The organism is Streptomyces sp. N50, assembly GCF_033335955.1.
Lineage (GTDB): Bacteria > Actinomycetota > Actinomycetes > Streptomycetales > Streptomycetaceae > Streptomyces.
Genome location: NZ_CP137549.1, coordinates 4,812,958 through 4,839,204, shown reverse-complemented (window position 1 = coordinate 4,839,204; position 26,247 = coordinate 4,812,958). Strand labels below are relative to the sequence as shown.

At 68.7% G+C, this 26,247-nt stretch carries 28 protein-coding genes and 1 tRNA gene; 10 read left to right on the top strand and 19 right to left on the bottom strand.

Annotated features, from left to right (window positions below):
- Nucleotides 1-36 precede the first annotated feature (36 nt).
- Nucleotides 37-1,743 (top strand): PA14 domain-containing protein, encoded by a 1,707-nt coding sequence (locus R2B38_RS21565; RefSeq protein ID WP_318017698.1) that lies wholly within the window; start codon nucleotides 37-39, stop codon nucleotides 1,741-1,743.
- Between the two features lie 67 nt (nucleotides 1,744-1,810).
- Here R2B38_RS21565 and R2B38_RS21560 read toward each other — a convergent pair whose 3' ends face one another.
- The 5 genes from R2B38_RS21560 to R2B38_RS21540 all read right to left on the bottom strand — a co-directional run bounded on the left by R2B38_RS21560 (nucleotide 1,811) and on the right by R2B38_RS21540 (nucleotide 7,157).
- Entirely contained in the window at nucleotides 1,811-2,263 is a 453-nt protein-coding gene (locus R2B38_RS21560; RefSeq protein ID WP_033284884.1) for a heat shock protein transcriptional repressor HspR, read from the bottom strand.
- Nucleotides 2,264-2,268: 5 nt separating this feature from the next.
- Nucleotides 2,269-3,459, bottom strand: a complete 1,191-nt coding sequence (gene dnaJ, locus R2B38_RS21555) for a molecular chaperone DnaJ (protein WP_318017697.1) — start codon at nucleotides 3,457-3,459, stop codon at nucleotides 2,269-2,271.
- A 60-nt stretch (nucleotides 3,460-3,519) separates the two neighbouring features.
- Nucleotides 3,520-4,197, bottom strand: coding sequence for a nucleotide exchange factor GrpE (grpE, locus tag R2B38_RS21550; RefSeq protein ID WP_318017696.1), 678 nt, complete (start codon nucleotides 4,195-4,197; stop codon nucleotides 3,520-3,522).
- On the bottom strand, nucleotides 4,194-6,038 hold the full coding sequence (gene dnaK / locus R2B38_RS21545) for a molecular chaperone DnaK (RefSeq protein ID WP_033284775.1): 1,845 nt from the start codon (nucleotides 6,036-6,038) through the stop codon (nucleotides 4,194-4,196). Before dnaK ends, grpE begins: the two co-directional genes overlap by 4 nt.
- 96 nt (nucleotides 6,039-6,134) lie before the next feature.
- Complete coding sequence (locus tag R2B38_RS21540; RefSeq protein WP_318017695.1) at nucleotides 6,135-7,157, bottom strand: MraY family glycosyltransferase; 1,023 nt, start codon at nucleotides 7,155-7,157, stop codon at nucleotides 6,135-6,137.
- Nucleotides 7,158-7,397: 240 nt separating this feature from the next.
- Here R2B38_RS21540 and R2B38_RS21535 point away from each other — a divergent pair, with 240 nt between their 5' ends.
- The 6 genes from R2B38_RS21535 (at nucleotide 7,398) to R2B38_RS21510 (ending at nucleotide 14,784) form a co-directional block, all read left to right on the top strand.
- On the top strand, nucleotides 7,398-9,713 hold the full coding sequence (locus tag R2B38_RS21535; RefSeq protein WP_318017694.1) for a (Fe-S)-binding protein: 2,316 nt from the start codon (nucleotides 7,398-7,400) through the stop codon (nucleotides 9,711-9,713).
- Nucleotides 9,714-9,899: 186 nt separating this feature from the next.
- Nucleotides 9,900-10,301, top strand: coding sequence for a hypothetical protein (locus R2B38_RS21530; protein ID WP_318017693.1), 402 nt, complete (start codon nucleotides 9,900-9,902; stop codon nucleotides 10,299-10,301).
- Between the two features lie 58 nt (nucleotides 10,302-10,359).
- On the top strand, nucleotides 10,360-10,782 hold the full coding sequence (locus tag R2B38_RS21525; protein WP_318017692.1) for a hypothetical protein: 423 nt from the start codon (nucleotides 10,360-10,362) through the stop codon (nucleotides 10,780-10,782).
- Nucleotides 10,783-10,830: 48 nt separating this feature from the next.
- Nucleotides 10,831-11,601: a phosphotransferase gene (locus R2B38_RS21520; protein ID WP_318017691.1), complete on the top strand. Its 771-nt coding sequence runs from the start codon at nucleotides 10,831-10,833 to the stop codon at nucleotides 11,599-11,601.
- 582 nt (nucleotides 11,602-12,183) lie between these two features.
- Nucleotides 12,184-13,668: an FG-GAP and VCBS repeat-containing protein gene (locus R2B38_RS21515; protein ID WP_318017690.1), complete on the top strand. Its 1,485-nt coding sequence runs from the start codon at nucleotides 12,184-12,186 to the stop codon at nucleotides 13,666-13,668.
- A gap of 87 nt (nucleotides 13,669-13,755) precedes the next feature.
- Complete coding sequence (locus R2B38_RS21510) at nucleotides 13,756-14,784, top strand: Yip1 family protein (protein WP_318017689.1); 1,029 nt, start codon at nucleotides 13,756-13,758, stop codon at nucleotides 14,782-14,784.
- An 82-nt stretch (nucleotides 14,785-14,866) separates the two neighbouring features.
- Here R2B38_RS21510 and R2B38_RS21505 read toward each other — a convergent pair whose 3' ends face one another.
- Both R2B38_RS21505 and dcd read right to left on the bottom strand, forming a co-directional pair.
- On the bottom strand, nucleotides 14,867-15,364 hold the full coding sequence (locus R2B38_RS21505; protein ID WP_318017688.1) for a phosphoribosyltransferase: 498 nt from the start codon (nucleotides 15,362-15,364) through the stop codon (nucleotides 14,867-14,869).
- Nucleotides 15,365-15,366: 2 nt separating this feature from the next.
- Nucleotides 15,367-15,942, bottom strand: a complete 576-nt coding sequence (dcd, locus tag R2B38_RS21500) for a dCTP deaminase (protein ID WP_318017687.1) — start codon at nucleotides 15,940-15,942, stop codon at nucleotides 15,367-15,369.
- 552 nt (nucleotides 15,943-16,494) lie between these two features.
- Between dcd and R2B38_RS21495 the strand changes: the two genes are divergently transcribed.
- Nucleotides 16,495-16,568, top strand: a tRNA-Gly gene (locus tag R2B38_RS21495).
- A 90-nt stretch (nucleotides 16,569-16,658) separates the two neighbouring features.
- Here the strand turns inward: R2B38_RS21495 and R2B38_RS21490 are convergent.
- The 11 genes from R2B38_RS21490 to R2B38_RS21440 form a co-directional block, all read right to left on the bottom strand.
- Nucleotides 16,659-17,825 carry a tyrosine-type recombinase/integrase gene (locus tag R2B38_RS21490; RefSeq protein ID WP_318017686.1) on the bottom strand — a complete coding sequence of 389 codons (1,167 nt, stop codon included), beginning with the start codon at nucleotides 17,823-17,825 and terminating at the stop codon, nucleotides 16,659-16,661.
- Nucleotides 17,825-18,037, bottom strand: a complete 213-nt coding sequence (locus R2B38_RS21485) for an excisionase family DNA-binding protein (protein ID WP_318017685.1) — start codon at nucleotides 18,035-18,037, stop codon at nucleotides 17,825-17,827. Before R2B38_RS21485 ends, R2B38_RS21490 begins: the two co-directional genes overlap by 1 nt.
- A complete protein-coding gene (locus tag R2B38_RS21480) occupies nucleotides 18,034-19,341 on the bottom strand; it encodes a replication initiator (protein ID WP_318021761.1) in 1,308 nt (435 codons plus the stop codon). The genes R2B38_RS21485 and R2B38_RS21480 overlap by 4 nt, the downstream gene beginning before the upstream one ends.
- Before the next feature lie 140 nt (nucleotides 19,342-19,481).
- Nucleotides 19,482-19,724 carry a SpdD protein gene (locus R2B38_RS21475; protein ID WP_318021760.1) on the bottom strand — a complete coding sequence of 81 codons (243 nt, stop codon included), beginning with the start codon at nucleotides 19,722-19,724 and terminating at the stop codon, nucleotides 19,482-19,484.
- 25 nt (nucleotides 19,725-19,749) lie between these two features.
- Entirely contained in the window at nucleotides 19,750-19,944 is a 195-nt protein-coding gene (locus R2B38_RS21470) for a hypothetical protein (RefSeq protein ID WP_019075277.1), read from the bottom strand.
- Between the two features lie 16 nt (nucleotides 19,945-19,960).
- Complete coding sequence (locus R2B38_RS21465; RefSeq protein WP_318017684.1) at nucleotides 19,961-20,152, bottom strand: mobile element transfer protein; 192 nt, start codon at nucleotides 20,150-20,152, stop codon at nucleotides 19,961-19,963.
- Between the two features lie 266 nt (nucleotides 20,153-20,418).
- Entirely contained in the window at nucleotides 20,419-21,042 is a 624-nt protein-coding gene (locus R2B38_RS21460; protein ID WP_318017683.1) for a DUF2637 domain-containing protein, read from the bottom strand.
- Nucleotides 21,043-21,124: 82 nt separating this feature from the next.
- Entirely contained in the window at nucleotides 21,125-22,507 is a 1,383-nt protein-coding gene (locus R2B38_RS21455; protein WP_318017682.1) for an FtsK/SpoIIIE domain-containing protein, read from the bottom strand.
- On the bottom strand, nucleotides 22,507-22,863 hold the full coding sequence (locus R2B38_RS21450; protein WP_093627640.1) for a hypothetical protein: 357 nt from the start codon (nucleotides 22,861-22,863) through the stop codon (nucleotides 22,507-22,509). The genes R2B38_RS21455 and R2B38_RS21450 overlap by 1 nt, the downstream gene beginning before the upstream one ends.
- Before the next feature lie 171 nt (nucleotides 22,864-23,034).
- Nucleotides 23,035-23,316, bottom strand: a complete 282-nt coding sequence (locus R2B38_RS21445) for a DUF3027 domain-containing protein (RefSeq protein ID WP_318017681.1) — start codon at nucleotides 23,314-23,316, stop codon at nucleotides 23,035-23,037.
- Nucleotides 23,317-23,330: 14 nt separating this feature from the next.
- The gene (locus tag R2B38_RS21440) at nucleotides 23,331-24,116 is read right to left on the bottom strand and encodes a GntR family transcriptional regulator (RefSeq protein WP_318017680.1); all 786 of its coding nucleotides are present in this window, start codon (nucleotides 24,114-24,116) and stop codon (nucleotides 23,331-23,333) included.
- Nucleotides 24,117-24,223: 107 nt separating this feature from the next.
- On the opposite strand from R2B38_RS21440, the gene R2B38_RS21435 reads away from it, so the two are divergent.
- Nucleotides 24,224-24,631 carry an NUDIX hydrolase gene (locus R2B38_RS21435; RefSeq protein ID WP_318021759.1) on the top strand — a complete coding sequence of 136 codons (408 nt, stop codon included), beginning with the start codon at nucleotides 24,224-24,226 and terminating at the stop codon, nucleotides 24,629-24,631.
- Between the two features lie 46 nt (nucleotides 24,632-24,677).
- Nucleotides 24,678-25,106: an ATP-binding protein gene (locus R2B38_RS21430; protein ID WP_318017679.1), complete on the top strand. Its 429-nt coding sequence runs from the start codon at nucleotides 24,678-24,680 to the stop codon at nucleotides 25,104-25,106.
- A 469-nt stretch (nucleotides 25,107-25,575) separates the two neighbouring features.
- On the opposite strand, the gene R2B38_RS21425 is transcribed toward R2B38_RS21430, so the two are convergent.
- Nucleotides 25,576-26,100: an SMI1/KNR4 family protein gene (locus R2B38_RS21425; RefSeq protein ID WP_318017678.1), complete on the bottom strand. Its 525-nt coding sequence runs from the start codon at nucleotides 26,098-26,100 to the stop codon at nucleotides 25,576-25,578.
- Nucleotides 26,101-26,247 lie beyond the last annotated feature (147 nt).

The following is a 26,247-nucleotide window of genomic DNA, read 5'->3' as shown; positions in this document are numbered from 1 at the left end:
CTTTGACGCTATGACGATCAGGACTTGAAGGACCGAATGAACCCAGCAAGACGCACGACCGCCGTCGCGGCCACGGCCGTGGTGCTCGCCACCGCGGGCGGGCTCCTGGCCGCCACCGCCGCCCCGGCCTCCGCCGCCACGACCTGCGACTCCCCGGTCTTCAAGCGGCAGTTCTTCGCCAACACCGCCTTCTCCGGTACGGCGAAGAAGACGGACTGCGACAACGCCGTCGACCAGACCTGGACCGGCGCCCCCGCCTCCGGCCTCCCGAAGGACAACTTCGGCGTCCGCTGGAGCGTGACAAGGGACTTCGGCTCCGGCGGCCCCTTCGCCCTCGCCGCGTCCGGCCTCGACGGGATCCGCGTGTACGTCGACGGCGTCCGCAAGGTCGACCTGTGGAAGAACACCGCCAAGACGGTGAGCAAGACGGCCGACGTGACGATCCCCAAGGGCAAGCACACCCTGCGGATCGACTACGCCAACTGGACGGGCTCCGCCAAGGTCAAGTTCACGTACACGCCCCGGACTTCGGCGACGGTCGACAAGGTCAAGCCGCTCGCCCCGACGGGCACGGCGGTGTCGTACGCCTCCTCGACCGGCAAGGCGACGCTCACCTGGTCGAAGAACAAGGAGATGGACCTCTCGGGCTACCGGGTCTACCGGCGCCTGAAGGGCACCTCGTTCGGCACCAAGCCGCTCACGACGACCGCCTCCACCACGTACACCGACGCCACCCTCCCGGTGACCGGCGAGGACACGTACTACTACGAGCTCCGCGCGACCGACAAGGCCGGCAACGAGTCCGCCGGCACCGCCGACCAGCCCGTCACCACCGCCGACCGCACCGCCCCCGCCGCGCCCACCGGACTGGAGAGCTCCCTCTCGGTGGGCGGAATCGCGGTCGAGTGGACCGCGGTCGCGGGGGCCGCGTCGTACCGCGTGTACCGGGCGCCGGACGGGAGCAGCTCGTACGCCAGGATCGGGGACACGGCCAAGGCCTCGTACCTGGACACCTCGGCGGTGGAGGAGAGCACCTACACCTACCGGGTGACCGCCCTGGACGCGGCGGGCAACGAGTCCGCCCGCTCCGCCGCCGTCAGGGCCACCCGCCCGGACAGCACCGCGCCGCCCGCGGTGACCGGCCTGACGGTCACGCCGACCGGGTACGGCTTCTCGCTGGCTTGGGACCCGAATCCGGCGCCCGACCTCGGGCGGTACCTCGTCTACCGGGGGCAGCTCCTGGGCGACGAGGAGAAGGTCTGCTCCGTCCACGAGGTGGCGTGGCTGTCCGCCGCCACCACGTCGTACGCGTACGCGACCCTGCCCGACGGCGAGGAGGCCTGCTTCTTCGTCGACGCGTACGACGACAACTGGCTCTCCACCTGGCGGACGACCGGCAAGGCCGACATCGTGACGGCGACGGAGCTCGACGTGACGCCGGGCGTCGCGACTCCCGAGGACTCACCGCTGGAACTGAACGCGTCCGCGACGGAGGGCGGCGCGGGCGTCGACCTCGACTGGAACTGGAGCTCCGCCGCCCAGGAGACGACCGGCTTCCGCGTCCACCGCTGGAACCCCGCGACCGGGGCGTACGAGAAGATCGCCGACCTCGGCAGCGATGTCAGCGCGTACCACGACAGCGGCGCCGCGCGCGGCACCACGTCCTTCTACTGGGTGACCACCCTGGCGGCGGACGGCACCGAGTCCGTACCGGCGGGCGACTGGGCGGCCCTGACGCCCTGAACGTGCTGAACACGCGGAAGGGGCCCGGAGGTTGATCCTCCGGGCCCCTTCCGCGTGTGCGTGGACGTCAGTCCGAGGACTGCTGCCGCTTCGGCCGCCACACCACCAGCGCGCTGGTCTGCTGGACCTCCTGGTACGGGACCAGGTCGCGCCGGTACGACGCGTGCACCGCGGCCTCGCGCTGCTGCATCGTGGCCGCCGCGCCCTCGACCGCCGACTGGAGCTCGGCGACGCGCTGCTGGAGCGCGACCACCTGGTTCTCCAGCTCGATGATGCGCTTGATGCCGGCCAGGTTGATGCCCTCGGTCTGCGACAACTGCTGGACGGTGCGCAGCAGTTCGATGTCGCGGGCCGAGTAGCGCCGGCCGCGTCCGGCCGTGCGGTCCGGGGAGACCAGGCCGAGGCGGTCGTACTGGCGCAGCGTCTGCGGGTGCAGGCCGGAGAGCTGGGCCGCCACCGAGATGACGTAGACCGGGGTCTCCTCGGTCAGCTCGTACGGGTTGCGTCGACGGCCGTCCATCACTCTCATGCTCCCTTCGCGGCCTGGAACAGCTCCGCCCGCGGGTCCTCGCCCGCGGTCGCCTCTCTGTACGCCTCCAGTGCGTCACGAGCATTCCCCGTGACGTCCTTCGGGACACTCACCTCGACGGTCACGAGGAGGTCACCCCGGGTGCCGTCCTTGCGGACCGCGCCCTTGCCGCGGGCGCGCATCGTCCGGCCGTTCGGCGTGCCCGGGGGCAGCTTCAGCGTCACCGGCGGGCCGCCCAGGGTGGGCACCCTGACCTCGCCGCCGAGTGCCGCCTCGGCGAACGTCACCGGGACCGTCACCGTGAGGTTGTCGTCCTTGCGGCCGAACACGGGGTGCGCGTCGACATGCACCATGACGTACAAGTCCCCTGCGGGACCGCCCCGTTCACCCGGTGCGCCCTTGCCGCGCAGCCGGATGCGCTGGCCGTCCGTGACCCCCGCGGGGATCCGGACCTGCATGGTCCGGGACGACTTGGCGCGGCCGCTGCCCTTGCACTCGATGCACGGGTGCTCGGCGATGAGGCCGCGGCCCTTGCAGTCGGGGCACGGGTCCGTGAGCGAGAAACCGCCGCCGGAGCCGCGCGCGACCTGGCCGGTGCCGACGCAGGTCGGGCACACGCGCGGTGTGCCGTTCTTGTCGCCGGTGCCCGAACAGGCCTTGCAGGGCTGCTGCGAGGACATCCGCAGCGGGACCGTGGCCCCTTCGATGGCCTCCGTGAAGCTGAGCGTGACCTCGGACTCGATGTCCTGGCCGCGCCTCGGCTGCGTACGGGTCGTGCCCGTGCCGCCGCGGTTGAACAGGCCCCCGAAGACGTCACCGATCCCGCCGCCGAAGCCGCCGGCACCCCCGGCGCCACCGCCGCCCTGGGCGCCGCCTCCGAAGAGGTCGCCCAGGTCGAAGTTGAAGTTGCCGCCGCCCGCGCCGCCCGGCCCCGGGCGGTAACCGCCGTTGCCGAAGAGGGAACGGGCCTCGTCGTACTCCTTGCGCTTCTTGGGGTCACCGAGGATGTCGTTGGCCTCGGAGATCTCCTTGAAGCGCTCCTCGGCCTTGGCGTTGCCCTTGTTGGCGTCCGGGTGGAACTCGCGGGCGAGCTTCCGGTACGCCTTCTTGATCTCGGCCTCGGTGGCGTCCTTGGGGACGCCGAGGACCTTGTAGTAGTCCTTCTCGATGAAGTCCTTGGTGCTCATCCCCGACGTCCCTCCTTTCCTTTGGTGCTACGCCCGTTGCGGGTCCCGTGGGGTGCGATGTCAGCCCTCGTCCGGGCCACCGCTCTCCTTGTCGTCGTCCGCGCTCTCGGCGGCGTCCGAGGACTCCGCCTTGCCGGTCGCCGCGGCGCCGGGCTGCGGCTCCGCGACCGCCACCCGCGCGGGGCGGATGGTGCGCTCGCCGATGCGATACCCGGGCTGCAGGATCGCCACGCAGGTCGTCTCCGTGACGTCCGGCGCGTACGAGTGCATCAGGGCCTCGTGGATCGTCGGGTCGAAGGGCTCGCCCTCCTTGCCGAACTGCTGCAGTCCCATCTTCGCCGCGGCGGTCTCCAGGGATTCCGCCACCGACTTGAAACCGCCGACGAGTTCACCGTGTTCCCGCGCGCGGCCGATGTCGTCGAGCGTGGGCATCAGCTCGGTCAGGAGGTTCGCCACGGCGATCTCCTTGACCGCGATGCGGTCCCGCTCGACCCGGCGGCGGTAGTTCTGGAACTCGGCCTGGAGCCGCTGGAGGTCCGCGGTGCGCTCTTCGAGCGCCTTGCGCACCTGGTCCAGCTGGGCCGTCAGACCGGCGATCTGCGCGCTGCTTGCGTCCCCTGCCGGGGCCGCCCCCTCCCCACTGCTGGAGGGGGAGGCGGCCTGCGGCTCGGCGTCGTCGGGGGTGGCGCCGGAAGGGACATCAGGCTTCTCGTCGAAGCCCGGGGTCTCCTCCGTCACGCGGCACCGTCCTTGCGCTCGTCGTCCACGATCTCGGCGTCCACCACGTCGTCGTCCGCCTTGGGCGCCTCGGCACCCGGGGCGTCGCCGCCGGCGGCCTGACCGGCCTGGGCGTCGGCGTACATGGCCTGGCCGACCTTCTGCGAGACCGCGGCGACCTTCTCGGTGGCGGTGCGGATCTCGGCGGTGTCCTCGCCCTTGAGCGCGGCCTTCAGCTCCTCGACGGCGGCCTCGACCTCGGTCTTGACCTCGCCGGGGACCTTGTCCTCGTTGTCCTTGAGGAACTTCTCCGTCTGGTAGACGAGCTGCTCGCCCTGGTTGCGGGACTCGGCGGCCTCGCGGCGGCGGTGGTCCTCGTCCGCGTACTGCTCGGCCTCCTGGCGCATGCGGTCGACCTCGTCCTTCGGCAGCGAGGAGCCGCCGGTGACGGTCATCTTCTGCTCCTTGCCGGTGCCGAGGTCCTTGGCCGTGACGTGCATGATGCCGTTGGCGTCGATGTCGAAGGAGACCTCGATCTGCGGGACACCGCGCGGGGCCGGCGGCAGACCGGTCAGCTCGAACATCCCGAGCTTCTTGTTGTACGCCGCGATCTCGCGCTCGCCCTGGTAGACCTGGATCTGCACGGAGGGCTGGTTGTCCTCGGCGGTGGTGAAGATCTCGGACCGCTTGGTCGGGATCGTGGTGTTGCGCTCGATGAGCTTGGTCATGATCCCTCCCTTGGTCTCGATGCCGAGGGACAGCGGGGTGACGTCGAGGAGCAGGACGTCCTTGACCTCGCCCTTGAGGACACCGGCCTGGAGGGACGCGCCGATGGCGACGACCTCGTCCGGGTTGACGCCCTTGTTGGCGTCCTTGCCGCCGGTCAGCTCGCGCACGATCTCCGCGACGGCCGGCATACGGGTGGAGCCACCGACGAGGACGACGTGGTCGATCTCGTTGATGGAGATGCCGGCGTCCTTGATGACGTTGTGGAACGGCGTCTTGCAGCGCTCCAGCAGGTCGGCCGTCAGCTGCTGGAACTGAGCCCGGGTGAGCTTCTCGTCCAGGTGCAGCGGGCCCTCGGCGGAGGCCGTGATGTAGGGCAGGTTGATCGAGGTCTCGGTGGAGCTCGACAGCTCGATCTTGGCCTTCTCGGCAGCCTCACGCAGACGCTGGAGGGCCATCTTGTCCTTGCCCAGGTCCACGCCGTGGCCGGACGCGAACTGCTTCACCAGGTAGTCGACGACCCGCTGGTCCCAGTCGTCACCACCGAGGTGGTTGTCGCCGTTCGTGGCCTTCACCTCGACGACGCCGTCGCCGATCTCCAGGAGGGACACGTCGAAGGTGCCGCCACCGAGGTCGAAGACGAGGATCGTCTGGTCGTCCTTGTCGAGGCCGTACGCCAGCGCCGCGGCGGTCGGCTCGTTCACGATGCGCAGGACGTTCAGGCCCGCGATCTCGCCGGCCTCCTTCGTCGCCTGGCGCTCGGAGTCGTTGAAGTAGGCCGGGACGGTGATGACCGCGTCCGTGACCTTCTCGCCCAGGTAGGCCTCGGCGTCGCGCTTCAGCTTCTGCAGGATGAAGGCGCTCATCTGCTGCGGGTTGAAGTTCTTCCCGTCGAGCTCGATCTTCCAGTCCGTGCCCATGTGGCGCTTCACGGAACGGATGGTCCGGTCAACGTTCGTGACCGCCTGGCGCTTGGCCACCTCTCCGACGAGCACCTCGCCGTTCTTGGCGAAGGCGACGACGGACGGCGTGGTCCTGGCGCCCTCTGCGTTGGTGATGACGGTGGGCTCGCCGCCTTCAAGAACGCTGACGACGGAGTTAGTCGTGCCCAGGTCGATGCCGACCGCACGTGCCATGGTTGATTCCTCCAGCAATGACTTGAGTGGAACGGACTCAAGTGTGCACGACACTCACCGCTGGGTCAACAGAGCTGAGTCGAGCAGGCTCAACTCTTATCCGTTCCTTACACGCAACTGGCCTCTGACCTGCGTGGATGCGGCACGCCGCACCCCGTAGACGTTGACTTTAAGCAGCCCGAACACGACGACCAAGGCCCCGCCCGCCACCCACGCGACGGCGGATTCGCCCGCCCACCCGTTGTGCACGAGCACCCCGACGAGCACTCCGGAGAACCCGCCGGCCCCCAGCACCACCACCGCCCCCTGCGGAGTGAGCCCCAACCGCCGCAGCCGGTGGGCGAGATGATCGGGCCCGCCCCGCAACAGGGCCCGCCCGGCCAGCCGCCGCGACAGCAGCACGAGCACGGCATCGGCACTCGCGACCGCGGTCAGCGCGAACAACACCCCCGCGCTGGACGCGAACCCGCGCCCGGCCTGCGTGACGACGGCGGCCGAGGCGAGCACGAAGCCCGTGAACAGCGACCCGCACGCGCCGAGCGCGATCCGCGCGGGATGCCAGTTGTGCATCAGGAACCCGGTGAGCGCGGCGGCCAGCACACTCAGCAACACCGCGAGCCCGTCCATCACTTCCATCGCGGCACAGGCCCCGACCCCGAAGGCGGTGACCACCCCCACGGTCCCCGCGAGCCCGTCGGCGTGATCGAGCCCTTTGAAGGCACCGGCGACAAACACGATCCACACCACCGCCAACACCCCACCAAGTACCCCGATCTCGCCGTACGGCACGACACAGGCCGCCGCCACGGCCGTACCGAAAACAAGGAACCGCGTCTTCAGCCGCCACACGTCGGCGACGAGCCCGAGCGCAGCGACGGCGGACCCGGCACCCAGCAGCCCGCCGACCCCGTCACCGAGCGGGGCGACACCGGTCCAGTCGCACGCCCAGGTCACCGACACGACAGCGAGCGCGACGGCCAGTCCCCCGAGCAGCGGCACCGGACGCGTCCGCCGTCTGCGGTCGACGATCCTCGCCCGCAGTGCGGGCACCCGGAGCAGGGCGGCGAGGACGGCGGCGAGGAGCAGGGCGGTCGTGGCGGCGAGAATCCCGTAGAGCACGGATCCAAATTAGACGCAAATGTACCAATTCAGTACGAATAACACGATCAGACCGTAACAAGCTTGGGAACAAGCCCGGAGCAGGTCTTTTTAGGCAACCCTCAGCGACACACATCACCGCACGGCTGGCTACAGTGCGACGCAAGATAGGGGTAGTCTCGGTCGAACCGATTAAGTTACCGCTTAGTAATGTGCTGAGCGGTGATGCCATGACCCCTCGCAGGCCCGAGGAGCCCTGAAATGCAACTCGCCGCGATCATCGTGTCGCTGGTACTGATCGTGGTCGGTGTGGCGCTGTTCGCCCGCGCCGTCCTGCAGATCTACACCTTCATGCGACTCGGCCAGAACGTGCCCAAGGGCACCCGCACCGACGAGCCCGTCCAGCGGACCGTCACCGTGGCCAAGGAGTTCCTCGGCCACACCCGGATGAACCGCTGGGGTGTCGTCGGCGTCGCGCACTGGTTCGTGGCGGTGGGCTTCTTCTCGCTGCTGCTGACGATCGTCAACGCCATCGGCCAGCTCTTCCAGGCCGACTGGCTGCTGCCGGTCATCGGCGAGTGGGCGCCGTACAACGTCTTCGTCGAGTTCATCGGCACGATGACGGTCATCGGCATCCTCGCCCTGATCGTGATCCGCCAGCTGAGCAAGCCGAACAAGCCGGGCCGCAAGTCCCGCTTCGCCGGCTCGAACTTCGGCCAGGCGTACTTCGTCGAGGCCGTCATCCTCATCGTCGGCGTCTGCATCTTCATGCTGCACGCGCTCGAAGGCGCCCAGCACCACGTAGACGCGTACGAGGCCTCCTTCTTCATCTCGTACCCGGTGGTCTCGGCCCTGCGCCACCTGGACGTCTCCACGCTCCAGAACCTCACGTACCTCTTCGCCGGCGTGAAGATCGCGACCTCCTTCATCTGGATGATCACGGTCGCCCTGAAGACCGACATGGGCGTGGCCTGGCACCGTTTCCTGGCGTTCCCGAACATCTGGTTCAAGCGGAACGCGACCGGCGAGACCTCGCTCGGCGCCCTGCTCCCGATGACGTCGGGCGGCGAGCCGATCGACTTCACCGACCCGGGCGACGACGACGTCTTCGGCGTCTCCCAGGTCGAGCAGTTCTCCTGGAAGGGCCTGCTGGACTTCTCCACGTGCACGGAGTGCGGCCGCTGCCAGTCGCAGTGCCCGGCGTGGAACACCGGCAAGCCGCTCTCCCCCAAGCTCCTGATCATGTCGCTGCGCGACCACGCGCACGCCAAGGCCCCGTACCTGCTGGCGGGCGGCGGCAAGTCGATGGAGGGCGAGGAGAAGGCGACCGAGGAGCAGCTGAAGGACGTCCCCGCGGCGGCCCTCGCGGAAGCGGAACGCCCGTTGATCGGCACCTTCGAAGAGAACGGCGTCATCGACCCGGACGTCCTGTGGTCCTGCACCACCTGCGGCGCCTGCGTCGAGCAGTGCCCGGTCGACATCGAGCACGTCGACCACATCGTCGACATGCGCCGCTACCAGGTGATGATCGAGAGCGCGTTCCCGTCCGAGGCGGGCACGATGCTCAAGAACCTGGAGAAGAAGGGCAACCCCTGGGGCCTGGCGAAGAAGCAGCGCCTGGAGTGGCTCAAGGAGGTCGAGTTCGAGGTCCCGGTCGTCGGCCAGGACATCGAGGACCTGACCGAGGTCGAGTACCTGTACTGGGTCGGCTGCGCGGGCGCCCTGGAGGACCGCGCCAAGAAGACGACGAAGGCCTTCGCGGAACTCCTCCACATCGCGGGCGTGAAGTTCGCGATCATGGGCGGCGACGAGAAGTGCACGGGCGACTCGGCACGGAGGCTCGGCAACGAGCCGCTGTTCCAGGAGCTCGGCATGGAGAACGTCATGGCCCTGAACATGGCCTTCGGCGAGGAACTGGACGACGACGGCAAGGTGGTCGCCGAGTCCGCGAAGCCGAAGTCGGCGAAGAAGATCGTCGCGACGTGCCCGCACTGCCTGAACACCATCGGCAACGAGTACCCGCAGCTCGGCGGCGACTACGAGGTCATCCACCACACCCAGCTGCTCCAACACCTCGTGGACGAGGGCAAGTTGGTCCCGGTGACCCCGGTCGAGGGCATCATCACGTACCACGACCCGTGCTACCTGGGCCGCCACAACAAGATCTACACGCCCCCGCGCGAGATCATCGCCAGCGTCCCCGGCCTGCGCAACGAGGAGATGCACCGCCACAAGGAACGCGGCTTCTGCTGCGGTGCCGGCGGCGCGCGCATGTGGATGGAAGAGCGCATCGGCAAGCGCATCAACAACGAGCGCGTGGACGAAGCCCTCTCCCTGAACCCGGACATCATTTCGACGGCCTGCCCCTTCTGCCTGGTCATGCTGACCGACTCGGTCAACGGCAAGAAGGCCGCGGCCGACAGTGGCTCCGCCACGGGCGGCAAGGCCAAGGAGTCGATCCAGGTGGTCGACGTGGCCCAGCTCCTCCTGGACTCGGTCAAGAAGCCGTCGGACGACGAGCCCCCGGCAGGCACCTCGGAACCGGAGAACGCCCCGGAGCCCCAGCCGGTGAAGTGACAACCGGCAAGCCCGCTACGACGACGCCCCGCACCCTCACTGAAGGGTGCGGGGCGTCGTCGTAGCGGGAGGGGGTGTAGTGGGCTACACCCCGTATCCGGGAGACCGGTCCCTCGTGACGGCGAGCGCGCGACGGAATCGTGGAGGGCAGAGAGCAAGCCCCCTACACCTCCCCGAGGACATCCCGTGAAGTCGCTGCTCGCCACCGTGAAGTCGTTCGTCGCCAACCTGCTGCTGTGGTCGTTCTTCGTCGGCGGCCTCGCCGCGAGCACGGCCTCCGGGGCGGTGCTGGACGGCACCGCGAAGAGCGCCGCCACCTACACCGGTATCGCCGTCTCGCTCCTGGCCGGTTCGCGCATCGCGAAGAAGCCGAAGATCAAGGCGTTCCTGTCGAAGCGGTCGACGCTGTGGTTCCTGTTCCTCTTCAACGGCGGTGTGGCCGCGTTCTGCTACCTCTCCATGGACGGCGTCAAGGGCATCGCGACCGCGGCCGGGATGGGCCTGGTCGCCCTGGGCGCGGCGGGCGGCCTGGTAGCGGGCCACCGCGAGTCGGCCGCCAAGGCACGCGTGGAAGAGCCCTGGGCCTGACCCCGCCCCGATGCCCCCGCAGTCCCCTCACCCGGAACTCACCCCGAAGGACCCAGCCATGCCCTCCACGCCCGCGAACCGCCACCGCATCCGCCATCGCATCCGCATCCGCCGTACGGCCACCCTCGCCACCACGGCCGCGGCCATAGCCCTCACCGCCGGACTGCTGACGGCCTGCGACCCGACCGACCCCTCCGACACCTCGGACGTCTCCAACTCCCTGAACTGCATGCGGAACTGGGACACCATCTCCGACAGCCTCAAGGCGATCCACGACGCGGCGGTAGACCCGACCCGGACCCACGAATCCCTCGCCAGGATCGACGCCGACTCGAACAACACCAAGGTCGACAAGGCGGTCGACAACCTCAACAAGGCGATCTCCGACTACAACAAGTCCATCCTGAACGGCGACACGAACCCCGACTCCAGCAAGATCGACGCGGCGGCAACCCAACTCAAGGACGTCTGCACGCCGTAAGAGAACACGTAGGGACGCAGTCGACCGCCCCCGGAATACTGCTGGCCCATGGACGAGGTCGAGGTCGAGAACGAGGTCAAGGTCGTTGTCGCACATTCCGAGCGGGCGACTCTGCGCGTCGGTGACGTGTTCCTGAAGGTGGACGCGGATCAGGCGCGCCTGGACGCCGAGGTCGAGGCGATGGCCCTGGTCCCGGTCCCGACCCCGGAGGTCCTGTGGCGCAAGCCGCCCGTCCTCGCGCTCGCCGCACTCCCGGGAACGACGCTCGGCCGCCTCGGCGGCCCGTCGACAGGCTCACCGGCGGCATGGGCAGCGGCGGGCGCCGCCATCCGAAAACTGCACGAAGCACCCCTGCCGCCCTGGCCCGACCGGGGAAAGCCCCTGGAGGAACTGACAGCTGAACTAGACGCCGAATGCGAGCAGTTGGTGTCGAACAACGTCCTGCCCGCCGCCCTGGTCACCCGCAACCGCCAGGTGGCCGAAGCCGCACTCCGCCCCTGGACTCCGACGTTCACCCACGGCGACCTGCAGATCGCGCACATCTTCGTCGACGACGCCAACGAGGTCACCGGCATCATCGACTGGTCCGAGGCCGGCCCGGGCGACCCCCTCTACGACCTGGCCACCTTCACACTCGGACACGAGAAACACCTCCCCGACGTCATTACCGGCTACGGCACCGACGTCGACCTCGACCTCGACGTCATCCGAGCCTGGTGGTCCCTGCGCAGCCTGCTCGTGATCCGCTGGCTCACCGACCACGGCTTCGACCCCTTCGCACCGGGTTGCGAGGTCGACGTACTCAAATCCCGAATGTGAACCCGCCCGCCCCCGGCTCACGGCAAGGGGTTGCCGCAAGCCGGGGATAAATCTAACCACTGACACGACACATGACCGGTTAGAAATCCCCCCGGCTTCCAGCAACCACCCACCGAGGGTTGGCCGCTAAGCCGGCCCGGCGTGCAGGCGAGACGCGAACGCGCACCCTCCACCCCGGCCCACGACGCAGTACAGGCAAGGGCGTTCATGGCTGGCCACCCATACCTCGGGGCCGCCCGCTCGCTTCTGAAACGGGATTGCGGGAGACGAGTCAAGGGTGGAGCGCAGCGGAATCGGCACAGCCGACGCGACCGCAGGGAGCGCCCTTTACTCGGCTCCCGCAATCCCGACACTGACAAGAAGCGGGCGGCCAACCCGCACCTGTCAGCGCAGTCGCCTCAGAGTTTTACCGAGCCCATGCACAACCCTTACGCACCATCACCGGTCTCTTGATCGCCAACCACCCGTGAAGCCAAGAACAACCCCAGGCAAACACGGACGGTACGCACAACGCGACACCCCTCACCACCTCACCGACGCGGATGCCCGCCACGCATCCCCGCATGCCGCAGGAGACCCCGCATGCAGCAACACCTGCGCCTCACCCTCGCAACAGCCGCCGCAGCCGCCCTGACCGGCGGCCTGCTCACGCTCTCGGCGACGACAGCGACCGCCGCCGACTCCTTCAAGGTCGCGAAGGCCGACTTCAACGGCGACGGAATCGGCGACGCCGTAGTCTCCGCGCCCGGCGCGTACGTCACCGGCAAGGCCGACGCGGGCCAGATCGTCGCGCTGTACGGCACCGCCACCGGCGTATCGTCCGCGAAGCGTTCGACGCTGAGCCAGAACTCCGGCAACGTGCCCGGCACCGCCGAGAAGGGCGACTACTTCGGCTACACGACGGCGTACGCCGACTTCAACGGCGACGGTTATGACGACCTCGCCGTGTCTTCGCCGTACGAGAAGGTCGGCACCGACACCGACGGCGGCGCGCTCGCGATCCTGTGGGGCTCGAAGAGCGGCCTCACCGGCAAGAGCAGCGACGTACCGGACCCGGCCGTGTCCGGGCACGACAACTGGGGCCAGACCCTGGCCGCGGGCGACTTCGACGGCGACGGCAAGGCCGACCTCGCGGTCGGCAGCTCGTCCGCCACGATCTACGTCTACAAGGGCGGCTTCAGCAGTTCCACCGGCAAGCCCGGCGGCCGTTACACGATCAAGCCCCCGATCCACTCCGGCACGACCGGCTTCCCGTACGGCCCGGAGCACCTCACGGCCGGCGACGTGAACGGCGACGGCCGCACCGACCTCGTGGTCGACGGCTTCGAGACGCAGACGTCCAACGGCTGGAACACCAACTACTACGTGCCGGGCGCCGCGAGCGGCCTGAGCATCGCGGGCGTGAAGACCCTGAAGGCCGGCATCGTCACCGGCATCGGCGACATCAACGGCGACGGTTACGGCGACATCGTCACCGGCGCCGGCTGGGACGCCACGACCGGCGACGGTACGACCGTCCCGGACTCGGCGAACGGCGGCAAGGTCAACATCACCTACGGCTCCGCGTCCGGCCCCGCCTCCACCACCGGCATCACCCAGAACTCCGGGAACATACCCGGCAGTTCGGAGAAGGGCGACGCCTTCGGCTGGGACCTGGACCTCGGCGACGTCAACGGCGACGGCTACCAGGACGTCGTCGTCTCCGCCCCGAACGAGGACCTCGGCGCCGCCACCAACGCCGGCATGGTCACGGTCGTCTACGGCTCCGCGACCGGCGTGAACACCACCACCGGCGTCCAGTCCTTCACCCAGAGCACGGCCGGCGTCCCCGGCGCGGACGAGAAGAACGACCTCTTCGGCGCCGACGTCAAGCTCGACGACGTCACCGGCGACGGCAAGGCGGACCTGCTCGTCGGCTCGTACGAGAACGACGGCAACGGCGCGGTCACCTACCTCCCCTCCAACGGCACGAAGATCACCACCACCGGCTCCCGCACGATCTCGCCGAGCACCTCGGGCGTATCGACCACGGGCACACCGCAGTTCGGCGCCCTGTTCGCCGACTAGCACCCCCATCGCTGGCGGGGACGCCGGGGCACCCCCGACGTCCCCGCCAGCGGGCCCCTGAAGTCCCCCTCGCCCGCCCCTTAGGGGATGTCACAGCTCGGCAGCAAAGCCCCGCCCAGAACCCCCGGCCCGACACGTGTCTCCCTGGAACCAGGTACGTTCGATGACGTGGCTGGATTCAGGATCGGACGCGGCGGCCGGGACGGCAGGGCCCCGCAAGCGCGCCCTCAACAACCTCCGTACGGGCAGCAGGCACCCCCTGCGCCGCAGGGACAGCCGTACGGCTACCCCGCGGCCCCGCAGCCGTACCCGCAGCAGCAACCGCAGTACGGAGGCCCCGCGGGCGGCGGCCGGCAGTGGTCCCAGGGGCACGGCGGCAACGGCGCCTACGGCGACGAGCCGGAGTACTTCGGCGACGGCGGCGGGTACGGACAGGGCGCCCACCCGGGCACCCCGGACCCGTACGCGGCGAACAACCCGGGCAGCACCCAGGCCTTCGCCGTAGGGGAGGACCCGTACACCCAGGGCGGTACGTACCGCGCGGGCTCGGCCCAGGCCCCCACCGGCCCGATCGGCCCCCGCCTGCACTGGAAGGACCTGCTCAGAGGCATCGTCCTCGCCCCCCGGCAGACCTTCCTCCAGATGCGGGACTACACGATGTGGGGCCCCGCCCTGATCGTGACGTTCCTCTACGGCCTGCTCGCGGTCTTCGGTTTCGACGGCGCCCGCGCGGACGCCATAAACGCCACCCTGTCGAACGCGGTCCCGATCGTCCTGATCACGGCCGTGGCGATGGTGCTGTCGTCCTTCGTCCTGGGCGTGGTCACCCACACCCTGGCCCGCCAGTTGGGCGGCGACGGAGCCTGGCAGCCCACAGTGGGCCTGTCGATGCTGATCATGTCCCTCACGGACGCCCCCCGCCTGGTCTTCGCCATGTTCTTCGGCGGCGACGCGACCTTCGTCCAGGCCCTCGGCTGGGCCACCTGGGTAGCGGCCGGCGCCCTCCTCACCATGATGGTCAGCCGCTCCCACGACCTCCCCTGGCCGAAGGCCCTCGGCGCATCGGCGATCCAGCTCATCGCCCTGCTGTCGATCGTGAAACTGGGCACGTTCTAGAGACTCCCGCACTACGACGACGAAGGGCTCCCGGCACACACCGGGAGCCCTTCGTCGTCGTAGGAGATGCCGCCCCCGCCACTCAGGCGTCGAGGACCTGCCCGGTACGACGGACGACCGGGGGTTCGACGGACCACGGGAAGTTGATCCACTCGTCGGTGCGCTTCCACACGTACTCGCACTTCACCAGCGACTGCGACTTCTCGTAGACGACCGCGCTGCGGACCTCGGCGACGGCGTCGAGGCAGAAGTCGCGGACCAGTTTGAGGGTCTTGCCGGTGTCGGCGACGTCGTCGGTGATCAGGACCTTCTTGTCGGAGAAGTCGATCACGTTCGGGACGGGCGCGAGCATGACGGGCATTTCGAGGGTGGTGCCGACGCCCGTGTAGAACTCGACGTTCACCAGGCTGATGTTCTTGCAGTCGAGGGCGTAGGCGAGGCCGCCGGCGACGAAGACTCCGCCGCGGGCGATGCTGAGGATGACGTCGGGCTCGTAGCCGTCGTCGGCGATGGTCTGCGCGAGTTCGCGCACGGCGACGCCGAACGCCTCGTAGGTCAGGTTCTCCCGCACGCCGGCCACGGTCACACCTGCGTCCGGTGGAAGTTGAGGAAGGAACGGGAGGCGGTCGGGCCGCGCTGGCCCTGGTAGCGGGAGCCGTAGCGCTCGCTGCCGTAGGGGAACTCGGCCGCCGAGCTGAGCTGGAACAAGCACAGCTGGCCGATCTTCATGCCCGGCCAGAGCTTGATCGGGAGGGTCGCGAGGTTGGAGAGCTCCAGCGTCACGTGCCCGGAGAAACCGGGGTCGATGAACCCGGCGGTGGAGTGCGTGACGAGCCCGAGCCGGCCGAGGGAGGACTTCCCTTCGAGGCGCGAGGCGAGATCGTCGGGGAGGGTCACGACCTCGTAGGTCGAGGCGAGCACGAACTCGCCGGGGTGGAGGATGAACGGCTCGTCGCCCTCCGGCTCCACCAGCCGCGTCAGATCCGCCTGTTCGACGGACGGGTCGATGTGGGGGTAGCGGTGGTTCTCGAACACCCGGAAGTAGCGGTCGAGGCGCACGTCGACACTCGACGGCTGCACCATGGATTCGTCGTAGGGATCGATCCGGACCCGCCCGGCGTCGATCTCGGCCCGGATGTCCTTGTCTGAGAGAAGCACGCCCCGAGGATACGCAAGACGCGCGGACCGACCACAATCGGACGGACCCGCGCGCCAGCGACGACTACTGCGATACCGCTGCTTCTACGGCCGGTTCTCCCGCCGCGTCTCCCGCGAGCTCTACTGCTTCTCCAGGGTCACCAGCACCACACTGCGGAGCCGGGCACACCGTGGACACCTCACGAGTCGGCCGGGGCCGAGCCGCTCCGCCTGCTGCATCGGGAACGAAGCGGTACTGAACACGTGCCCATCGGCACATCGGACGACGGTGCGCTCCATCAAGTCCATGAGTCCCTTCCCCAAGAGCCGCGCCCGACTGCTGCTCGTCGGACGCCAAATGCCACATTACGGGATGAAAGGAACGACTCTCCAGGCGGCACTCCGGTCCCACCCAGACCCTCTTCCACGCCTCCACCGTACGCCCCAACTCCGGCCCACCGCAGCCCCGTCCGCCCTACGGAACGCGGCCACACCCCCACGGCTTCAGCGCCGGGGACCTGACATGCGGTACAGTGACGGGGCGTTCCGACACCGGTTCAACCGGCGTTTTTCGCGGGTGTAGTTTAGTGGTAGAACATCAGCTTCCCAAGCTGAGAGTGCGAGTTCGATTCTCGTCACCCGCTCCAACACGAACCCCCAGGTCGATGACCCGGGGGTTGTTTGTTGTCTAGCCCAGTGGGCGGGGTGCGCACCATAACCGCACCACAAGGGTGTTTCTAGCTGCCGGTGGGCTTCTCCTTGTGGTGCGCGCTGCTGTCGTTGTGGTTCTTCGCACGTTCGGCGCGGACCATGTCGTCGAGTCCGGCGGCCAGGTCGCGTTGCCGTTCCTCGTCGGAGTGCTGATAGATCAACGCGGCCTTCTCGGAGGACTGGCCGGCGCGCACCATCGTGTCCTTGAGGGTGGCGCCCGAGCGCGTCGCGAGCGTGTGTCCGGTGTGGCGAAGGTCGTAGAAGCGGAAGCCATCAGGGAGGCCGACGACCGTGCGGGCCCGACGCCACTTCCGGCCGAAGGAAGTGCGGCGGAAGGGAGCTCCCTTCTCACCGACGAAGAGCAACCCGTCCGGCCCCTTCTCCGCGAACCACGCGAGATGTTGCCTCACGTCCTTGTGGAGGAAGGCCGGGAGTACGACGGCCCGGACACCGGCGTCGGACTTGGTCTCGCCGGGGGCACGCTTGCCGTTGGTGCGTTCTGGCTCGGCGACGCGGACGCGGATCACCAGGTTGTCCGGGTCGACGTCCCGGCGGCGGAGGCCGGCCAGTTCCTCCGGGCGCATCGGGCCGTAGGCGCCGAGGTAGACCATGAGGCGCCAGCGGATACCGATCGCGTCGGCGAGGGCGTCGACCTGGGCGACGGTGGCGATGCGGCGTTCGGCGGCGGACTCCTTGCCCGCGCCCTTGATCCGGCACGGGTTGCGGCTGATCAGGTCGTCATCCACGGCCGTCTCAAGAATGCCCTTGAGGAGGCGGTACGCCTTGGCGACGGTCGTCTTGGCTTGGGTGGTGCGGAGACGCTCAGCCCGCCATTCACGGACGCGGGGCGCGGTGATCTCGTCCAGGTCGAGCGTGCCGAAGGTCGGGAGGATGTAGAGCCGGAGAAGGTGGTTGTACAGGTCCTCCGTGCGCACGGCCAGCTCTCGCTCCTCGACCCACTTCTCTGCGTAGACGCGGAAGTTGACCTCTCCGGCGTCGGGGGCGCGCCAGTCCCCTCGGGTGAGGTCTGCCTCTACCTGGGACAGCCAGACTTCCGCGTCCTTCTTGGTCTCAAAGGTCTCGTCCGCGCGAATGCGTTCGTCGTCGGGCCCGAGGTACGACGCGGTCCAGCGGCCGGAACGGTACTGCCGCACAGCGCCGAAGCGGCGTCTCCTTCCCTTCTTGTTGGCCATCAGGCAGCCCTCCGCAGGCCGGTACGACGTAGCCGGATCGGTTCGACAGTGCGGGATGCGACGAACTCCACGACCGCGCTCTCGGGGATGCGGACGTGCCGGCCGACCTTCACGTACCGGATGCGCCGCTCCTCGATCAGCCGCCGGGGGAAGCGGGCGGTGGTGCCGAGTAGCTCAGCGACCTGGTCGACGGACAGGTAGCGGTCGGTCACTTGGTCGGTTCTCCTTCCATTCCGGGGGCGGGTTCGAGGGATGCGGACAGCCAGGCTTCGGTGGAGGAAAGACCGGTTCCGGCGAAGACCCAGTGCGCGAGGACGTATGTCGTGTTGGGTCGTCGTCCTGTTGGCGTGGTTGTGGCTGCGGCTTGGGCTCGGCGCCATTCGGTTCGGGCGTTGCGGAGGGCGCCGAGGGTGGTGGAGTAGCGGCGGGATTTGGTGGAGAAGTGGCCGCGGAAGCCGAGCATGTGGGCCCAGGCGCGTAGGCGGAGGTGTTCGAGGCTTTTGCGGGCGCCGAGGGTCCATGCGGTGCGGATGAGGCGGCGGGCGTGGTCGCTGATGTCGAGGTGGGTGAGTTCGGCGGCGAACTTGAGGGGGCGGTCGAGTGCTCCCGTCGCGGTTTCGGCGCCCTTGGTGGCGTACTTGGCGATGTAGGCGGCGACGGCTCGTTCGGTGAGTTCCTGGCCGTCGTTGAAGTCGGCGGATCGGATGGTGCGGACGTCGAGTTGGCGGCCGAAGGTGAAGGTGTGGGTGCGGCCGTCGATGGTCGGGCCGTCGACGCGGACCTTGGCGGTCGCGGTGCGGATGGCGTCGGTGAGCAGGTCGGCGGTGGCCCAGGGCGGGGGTGAGGTGTCGCCTCCGGTGGGGCCGTCGATGCGGATGACGGCGTGGAAGTGGACGGCGCCGCGCTTTTGGTACTCGGCGACCTTGGCGAAGGACACGCGGGCGTGGTCGCGGAAGCGGCGTTGGGAGAGGCCTGCGCGCTTGGCGACTTCCCGGCGTAGGTAGGTGGAGAAGCGGCGCCAGAGGGGACCAGCGTGCGCGTTCCAGAGGACGGCGGCCTCGTAGTCGTAGGTGTCCGGGTTGAGGGGTGTGCCGAGGGTGTCGTCGTCGTGGGCGTGGTGGGTGCCGCAGCGGCAGAGGCGGCCGTCGGTACGGCGGTTGTGGACGGGGCCGAAGCCGGGGGCGGTGAAGGTGGCGAAGACGCGGGGGTGGGTGGCGACGTGTTCGGGGGTGCCCTTGCCGCCGCGCAGGCCGGAGGTGATCAGGTGGAAGGTGTCGCGGCGGTAGACCTCGGAGCAGGCCGCGCAGCGGGTCGTGCGGCGGTTGTTGCAGCGGACGAGGAGTTGGCCGGCCGGGAGCATGGATGAGTTGAGGTGGTGGAGGACGGAGCCGATCTCGCCAGTTGTGGTGTCGAGGTCGTATTCCGTGCGGTGGCCGTCGAGACGGATGGGGTTGGTGCAACCGCCGAGGCCGGAGAGTTGGCGGAGGATACCCGGGAGGGTGCCCTGTGCGGCCAGGTTCGCTAGTTCGGGGAGTGGGGCCGGGGTGGGGCGGGTGAAGATGGCTTGCTCCTTCTGGCTGGCTCGGTCAGGAGAGAGGGCCCCGGGGCGGCGAAATGCTTGGTCGTGTGCCGCCGCCCCGGAGGCCAGGGGGTCGTTCAGCGGCGGTGGTCGCGGAGCATCGAGCGCAGGACCACGGCGGCGATGGCTACGGAGATGGCCGTTACGGCGACGGCGGCCAGGAGCGCGGTGAGGACGACTCCGCCGACGACCAGGGCGACGACCGTGTTGCGGTCGACGGAGACCGGCGGGAGCGAGCGCCGTGCGGGCATCGGGTCGGCCGGGGTGTGGGTGTGTGCGGGCGGCGGGGTCGGGTTGTCGGGGTACTTGGGCAGGAACACGGCGAACCCTTTCTCATCTACTCGTCTAGTCATGTGAGCCGTTTACGACACCCACGCCGGAGCGCGTGCCGGACTCGATGGCGGGGGCGAGGAAGGTGTGCGAGAGCCAGAAGCCGAACAGGGCGATCAGGACGACGATCCAGGTACGGACGCCGAGGAACTTGACCGCTCCCCAGGCGAAGAAGCCGAGGACGACGACGAGCGGCAGGCTGACGGTCACGGGGTGGAACTCCGTTTCAGCGGACGGGGCAGCGGTGGGTGTGGGCAGCCAACTCGGCGGCGGCGCGGCTGTCGTGGTCGGCGGACGTGTTGCAGCGCGGGGCGGTGCAGGCGGCGGTGTGCTTCTCCTGGCCCCGGTCGTCGTAGTAGGTGGCGACCTGGACGGGGCCGATGCGGATGACGTTGCGGAAGCGGCGGTTGGCGGGCACGGATGATCTCCATTTCGTTGATCGCTCGCCCAAGGGATGCGAGGGCGTGTAGACAGGCGGCATGTCACAAGGGGCGCGGCAGCTGGCCGCCTTCGGTACGGCCGCGTTGGTACTTGGGATCGCCTGTGTCGGGGGACGGTGGTGGTTGGACGAGTCCTGGGCCACCGTGATCACCACGTGCTGCCTTGAGGTACTGATCATTTCGGCCGTTGTCGGAACCCGGCGAGGGTTGCGGAAGCGGTAAAACCTCCCGACACGGATCGGCTTCAGAGCTGGGCGGCGATTGCCTCGGCCATGGGCGCGGGAACGCCGAGGCGCACGCGGAGGGTCGGGGTGTCGATCGGTGTGCCCGTGCGGGCGTGGTGCTCGGCAGCGACCCTGCGGGCGTGCTCGATCAGGGCCGCCGGGACAGGCACGGCGGGGCGGTTGGGTGGTGCCTCGATGGCCGGTTGAGCAGGCATCTCAGGCGGGCATTCGGGAGCGTCCTCCTGGACGTCGACGGCCTCAATGTCGTTGGTCGTTGTGGGTGTTGTGGTGTGGGCGAGGAGGGTTCCGCCGAGGAAGGCGACGGCGGGCCAGCCCGCGACGAGGATGCGGAGCCAGGCGGGGACGTTGCCGAGGTCGAGCAGGCCGGCGGTGGCGACGTTCGCGCCGAGGGATGCGGTCAGCGCGATGACGAACCAGCACCAGCCGGACGCCTTTGCGTTGCTGGTCCGCAGTCGGCGCCAGGCAGCGACGAGCAGCAGGTCGACGCTGATCGGGTAGGCCCACGCTTTCCACCCGTCCTGTCCGGCCGCCGAGGCGATGTCGTGCAGGTGGGCGAAGGAGAGGGCGGCGGCGATCAGGGCTTGGACGAGTACCGCGTCGACGCGGGCCAGTTGGGCGCGCATGATGCGGCTCCTTCCGAGTTCGGGCATGGGAGGGGTAGGGACCTGGCGCGAGACGGTCACGCCAAACCGGTCTGAGGGAAGGTCAGTTGGTTGCCGGGCGCGGCTGGACGTTGGTTCCCGGAGCCTTGACCGGTTGCGCGGGCGCGTGCGGCTGGAAGCGCTTGAGGGCGGGCAGGTCGGGCACCAGGTGCGCGGAGTCGCGGCAGATCTCGGCGGCGTCACCGAGGGACAGGTACGGGGTGCGGATGCGGGACCAGCCGCCAGAGGTGTCCCCCGCTACAGCCAGGCCGGGGCGTTCGGGGGCAATGGCGCAGGCCGCGCCTACGGCTTCGGGCGCGATGTCGCCCAAGGCCATCTTGGCGGAGGCCTCGTCATTGACGCGGTGGCAGACGCGGCCGGTGAGTTGGGCGCGAAGCATGGTGGCGCCCTTGCCGAGTTCGGCGCCGAAGCGCTGGCCGCAGACTTCGAGGTAGATGCCGGCGGCGCGGCCGAGTTGGGCGAGGCGGATGAGGTGGGTGACCATCTCATCCCGCCGTTCCTCGTCCTTGCGGGTGGCGACGAGGAAGAGCTCGGCCACCTCATCGACGAACAGCACGATCGGGACCGGGCGTTCGCTCTCCGGCAGGCCCCAGATGTCTGAAGTGATCTCCTCGTCGGGGGTGTTGGGGGCGATGCCCTGCCGGGCTTTGATCAGGTCGTAGCGGTCCTCCATTTCGTTGATAAGCGCGGGCAGCAGGTCGGCGGCCTGGTCGGGGTCGGTGGCCAGGGCCGAGAGGCGGGCAGCGAACGGGGATAGTTCCACGCCCCGCTTGCAGTCGATGCCGACCAGAGCGACCGGCTGACGGGCGAGTCCGGCGACCAGGTGGCGCAGGTACATGGACTTGCCCGACAGCGTTGCGCCGAGGGTGAGTTGGTGCGGAACGGTGCGGTAGTCCCGTACGAACGGGGTGGCGTCCTCCCGCAGAGCCACCGGAACTTTGAGGAGGCCGGACGGGAGCTTGCGGGTGCGGGGCATGCGGACCCGGCGCAGTACGTCGTAGCCGACGAGCCGGAGTTCGACAACGCCGGGCTTGAGGGTGGTGACGTAGACGGCGTGAACTCCCCAGGCGTGGCGCAGCCGTTCGGCGGAAGCAGCAACGTCGGCGGGTTCCTGCCCCGGGGCAAGCCGCAGCCGTATCCGCAGGCCGGTTGTGGTGGGTCGGATGATGCCCCGGCGGGGCGGCACGGGCCGGACCTCACGTCGGGTGGTGGCCTTGACGGCGAGGATGCGCAGCCGGGACGGGGCAACGGTCAGGCCGCAGGCCTCCATGACCGAGCCGTACGAGCTGAGCAGTCGGGTTGTGGATACGGGCAGGCCGATCGTGGACCAGTACGCGGCCGGGTGCTTGGCCCGGGTGTAGGCGGCCCCGCCACCGATCGCGGCGAGGGGACCACCAACCTCCAGGAGCGTCGTCAGGTCGGCCATCAGGCGGCGACCCCGGCGCCGACCGGGAACGCGGCCGGAGTCACGGCGGCGGCCCGGAAGGCGATCCCGTGACGCTGCTGCCCGTTGAACACGCTCTCCCAGGGACGGGCGACGAGTCCCGGGAGCGAAACCGGGGCACCGAGGGCGAGTCCTTCGGAGACACCGCCCTCGGGGACGGTGACCTTGATGAGGGACGACTCGCCCTCCTCGATGTAGACGACGCCGAGCGTCATCAGAGCCTCGCCGCTGACAGCGTCCTTGGCGATCTCGCCGGTCTGACGGTCACGGACCTTCGGCTCCGGGGCCTCGGTCAGCAGGATCGTCGCGGCGGCGGTCTCAACACGGATGGTACGCAAGGAAGTTTCCCTATCTACTCGTCTATACATGCAGCGATCCGCGAACCCGATCTCCGGGTTCGTGCGGACCACCCTGCCACACAACTTGCCCACTCGTCTATACGAGTATGCACGTTGGAGTGTATGAGTTCGGAGAAGCCGCCCCACGTACCAACCGAGACCGACACGAACTCACCCGAAGGAACCGTCCGTTCGGAGGGCGAACAGCTCGCAGCCGTCGTGCTCGAAGCGTGCCCGTCCGTCGAACGCCGAGTCAGAGCGGGTGCAGACGCCCCAGTCCTGCCCCATCTCTCCACTCAGCGCGACCCAGAACCGGCAGCCACCGCACTGTTCGTCGAACCAGCCATCCCGGTAACCGGGCTGATCGGTAGACCTGTTCCGCGCACGCAACCAGCGCTCGTGGCAAGCGTCGTTGTGTTCGCGGTCGTCGCCTGTCCAAGCCTCGCCCCGCATCAGGTGAACCAGCCTCACGTGGCCGGGAGTTGGTAGGAGAGGACGTACGCGTCCGCCGCCATGACTGTGTCACAGACCTCCACGGCCCGCCCTTCCGTGTCGTACGCAGTACGGATGAGGTGAATCACCGGCACGCCGGCAGCAAGCCGAAGCGTCTTGACCTCGGTGGGCGAAGGCATCCGGGCACGGATCTCTTCCTCGAAGTGGTCGAGGTGGTGGCCGAGTTCTTCGAGGCGGGCGTAGATGCCGCCGGGGCCCGGGTTGGGTTCGGCGATCGGTGTCCCGCGGGCGATGTCGAGGGGGAGGTAGGAGGTGGCGAACTCGACCGGCTTCCCGTCGAGGAGGTATCGGCGCCGGCGAGCGAGCACCCTGCGTACGGAGCCGAGCCGGGTGGAGATGTCCTGGCTGGCCTTCTCCTCCTTGACCTCCAGGCTGTCGACCTGTGGATGGCTGCCAGCCGCGTCCGCCTCCACGATGAACGCGGACTTGCCCTGCTCGCGGTGGCGGCGGGCGAAGCGGTCGGAGGCGAGACGCCGTACAGGCGGCCGGGGCCGCACGAAGACACCCTTGCCGTGCTCGGCATGCACCAGGCCCTCGCCCGTGAGGACGGAGAAGGAGTTGCGGACGGTCATCCGGGAAACGCCGTAGTGCTCGACGAGTTCGGCTTCGGAAGGGAGCTTCTCCCCCTCCACGAACCGCCCACGGTCGATGGCCTCGCGCAGCTGGTCGGCGATCTGCCGGAAGACCGCACGATCGCTCGTGGGGTCGAGATCACCAAGCACGCTCGGAAGAGATGTCACGTGTACTCCTTTAGGTATCTAGACGAGTGGGCGAGTGTTGTTGCTACGGTGGAGAGCCTAGCCATCCGAGAGGGCCGAGGAACGTGAGCACTGACCGTCCGCACTCCGTGAGCGTCGCCGGAGTCATCGTCGACGAGCACGGCCGCGCCCTCCTGATCAAGCGCCGCGACAACGGCAAGTGGGAGCCTCCGGGCGGAGTCCTCGAACGCGAGGAGACCATCCCTGAGGCCCTGCAACGCGAAGTCCTCGAAGAAACCGGCATCAAGATCACCCTTCCGGCGACCCTCACCGGCGTCTACAAGAACATGACCGGGCTGATCGTCTCGCTCGTCTTCCGCTGCCAGGCCGCTGACGGCACACCCACCACCGGGGACGAGACCCGCGCACTGCACTGGGCCACCCGCGAAGAGGTATCCGAACTCGCCGACGAGGCGTATGCGATCCGCGTCCTGGACGCACTCGACGCGGCGTCTCCGCCGGCCATCCGCGCCCATGACGGCGTGAAACTCGTCTAGCCCGTACCCGCTGCACATGGCGGCCTACCAGCACGAAGGAACTTGTATGCACGAGTATACGAGCACTGCGCGGGTCTGGGGACTCACTTGCCCAGGTTTTCCCGAGGAGGTCAGCCGGGCCCGCCGCTGGACACGGGACATCCTGCGCGGCTCACCCCTGGCCGAAGACGCCGAACTGATCGTGAGCGAGCTGAGCGCCAACGCGATCCTCCACACCGCGAGCGGGCGAGAGGCCGGCAGCTTCCATCTGGCGTTGGCGATGTCTTCGCAGGTGGTCGCCCTGTCGGTGACGGACAGCGGAGGTGCCGGGACGGCTCCGAAGGTCGAGCACCGGGACCAGGAGGCGGAGCACGGCCGGGGGTTGGGCATGGTCAGCGCGATTGCGCAGCGGGTCGTGGTCCATGACAGCGACGGCGGTCACACGGTCACCGCGGAACTCTTTGCAGACGTACGACGAGGCGGTCACCCATGCTGAGCAAGAGGACGGCGATGAGCCCAGGCTTCTGGTGCGAGTGCTGGACCCGGCACCTGGACGACGGCCGACCGCCGACACTTTTCGGCTCCTACGACGCGCACACAGAGACTGAGGCGAACAACTGGGTCTCCACGATCCTGCGCACCATCTCACCGGCACTCGACACGGACACGTCCGAGGAGGCGTGGGAACAGCTCTACGACCACCGAGTCAACACTCGCAGAGCCCTACTGCGTCGCGTGCCCTGGACGGTGTCTGTCACCCATGCCCGGACACTCATCACCTGGACTGTAAGCCCGGTGACCTTCCTGCCACTGGCACACCGTCAGGCTACGGAACTCCCCACGTGCGCATATGACTTCAAGCCCGACAGGCTCGCTTGACGTTCGATGCGTGGCCCGGATGCTCAACTCGCACTGATCTCAACGATGGCGCCGGACGATAACTGTGTAGGTGGTGGGCCACCGAGTCAGCGGCAGAGCGCCATGATGGCGGCATCGAAGTCCGGGAACTCCCGAGTTGCCTGCTCGATGACGGCGGCTGCCGACTGCCGCCGGTCTGCTGCGAATCGTTCCGCGACGGCCACCAATTGGCGATTGGGAGACGGCGTCCAGTCAGGCTCGTAGGAGGTCGCTGCCTCCCAGGGGCCGTAGCCTCCAGCCAACAGCCACAAGAAGGCGCCGAGATCACACGCCACAACACCGGTCTCGCCCTCCGACCCCAGGAAGACCACCGGCTGATCGACAAGGAGGCTGCTCTGGCGGATCAGCCAGAACGCCACGTATCCACCCGAGCCATCCTGGCCGAACACGCGGAAATCATCCCCGCTCAACTCCGCGTTGCCAGTCCAGGCCCGGAACCAGTCGGTCGTTTCCTCCGCAGACAGGAAGGCTGGGAAGGGTTCGAAGTCGACTCCATCTCCGTCGTTGTACTCGAACGGAAGCTCCAGCGCAGCGGCCAACGCCTCGGGAAACTGTCGATCATGGGTAATCACTCGGACAGGCTAGCGACCACCAGTGTCGATGGATGGCTGTGCTTCAACCGCCCGGGCTGGCCTGGCAAGAGCCGTACGTCAGCCTCCAACCGCGATACGACAACCACCGTGCCAGCCAGGTGAGTTACAACTTTCTCTACTGGTTCA

Coding starts and splice junctions, on each gene's coding strand:
- R2B38_RS21445 (WP_318017681.1), bottom strand. CDS start 23,316: ATGCGGGGCGAGGCTTGGACAGGCGACGACCGCGAACACAACGACGCT.
- R2B38_RS21430 (WP_318017679.1), top strand. CDS start 24,678: ATGCACGAGTATACGAGCACTGCGCGGGTCTGGGGACTCACTTGCCCA.
- R2B38_RS21455 (WP_318017682.1), bottom strand. CDS start 22,507: ATGGCCGACCTGACGACGCTCCTGGAGGTTGGTGGTCCCCTCGCCGCG.
- R2B38_RS21460 (WP_318017683.1), bottom strand. CDS start 21,042: ATGCGCGCCCAACTGGCCCGCGTCGACGCGGTACTCGTCCAAGCCCTG.
- R2B38_RS21560 (WP_033284884.1), bottom strand. CDS start 2,263: ATGGACGGCCGTCGACGCAACCCGTACGAGCTGACCGAGGAGACCCCG.
- R2B38_RS21520 (WP_318017691.1), top strand. CDS start 10,831: ATGGACGAGGTCGAGGTCGAGAACGAGGTCAAGGTCGTTGTCGCACAT.
- R2B38_RS21510 (WP_318017689.1), top strand. CDS start 13,756: ATGTCACAGCTCGGCAGCAAAGCCCCGCCCAGAACCCCCGGCCCGACA.
- R2B38_RS21565 (WP_318017698.1), top strand. CDS start 37: ATGAACCCAGCAAGACGCACGACCGCCGTCGCGGCCACGGCCGTGGTG.
- dnaK (WP_033284775.1), bottom strand. CDS start 6,038: ATGGCACGTGCGGTCGGCATCGACCTGGGCACGACTAACTCCGTCGTC.
- R2B38_RS21525 (WP_318017692.1), top strand. CDS start 10,360: ATGCCCTCCACGCCCGCGAACCGCCACCGCATCCGCCATCGCATCCGC.
- R2B38_RS21490 (WP_318017686.1), bottom strand. CDS start 17,825: ATGGCCAACAAGAAGGGAAGGAGACGCCGCTTCGGCGCTGTGCGGCAG.
- R2B38_RS21535 (WP_318017694.1), top strand. CDS start 7,398: ATGCAACTCGCCGCGATCATCGTGTCGCTGGTACTGATCGTGGTCGGT.
- R2B38_RS21515 (WP_318017690.1), top strand. CDS start 12,184: ATGCAGCAACACCTGCGCCTCACCCTCGCAACAGCCGCCGCAGCCGCC.
- dnaJ (WP_318017697.1), bottom strand. CDS start 3,459: ATGAGCACCAAGGACTTCATCGAGAAGGACTACTACAAGGTCCTCGGC.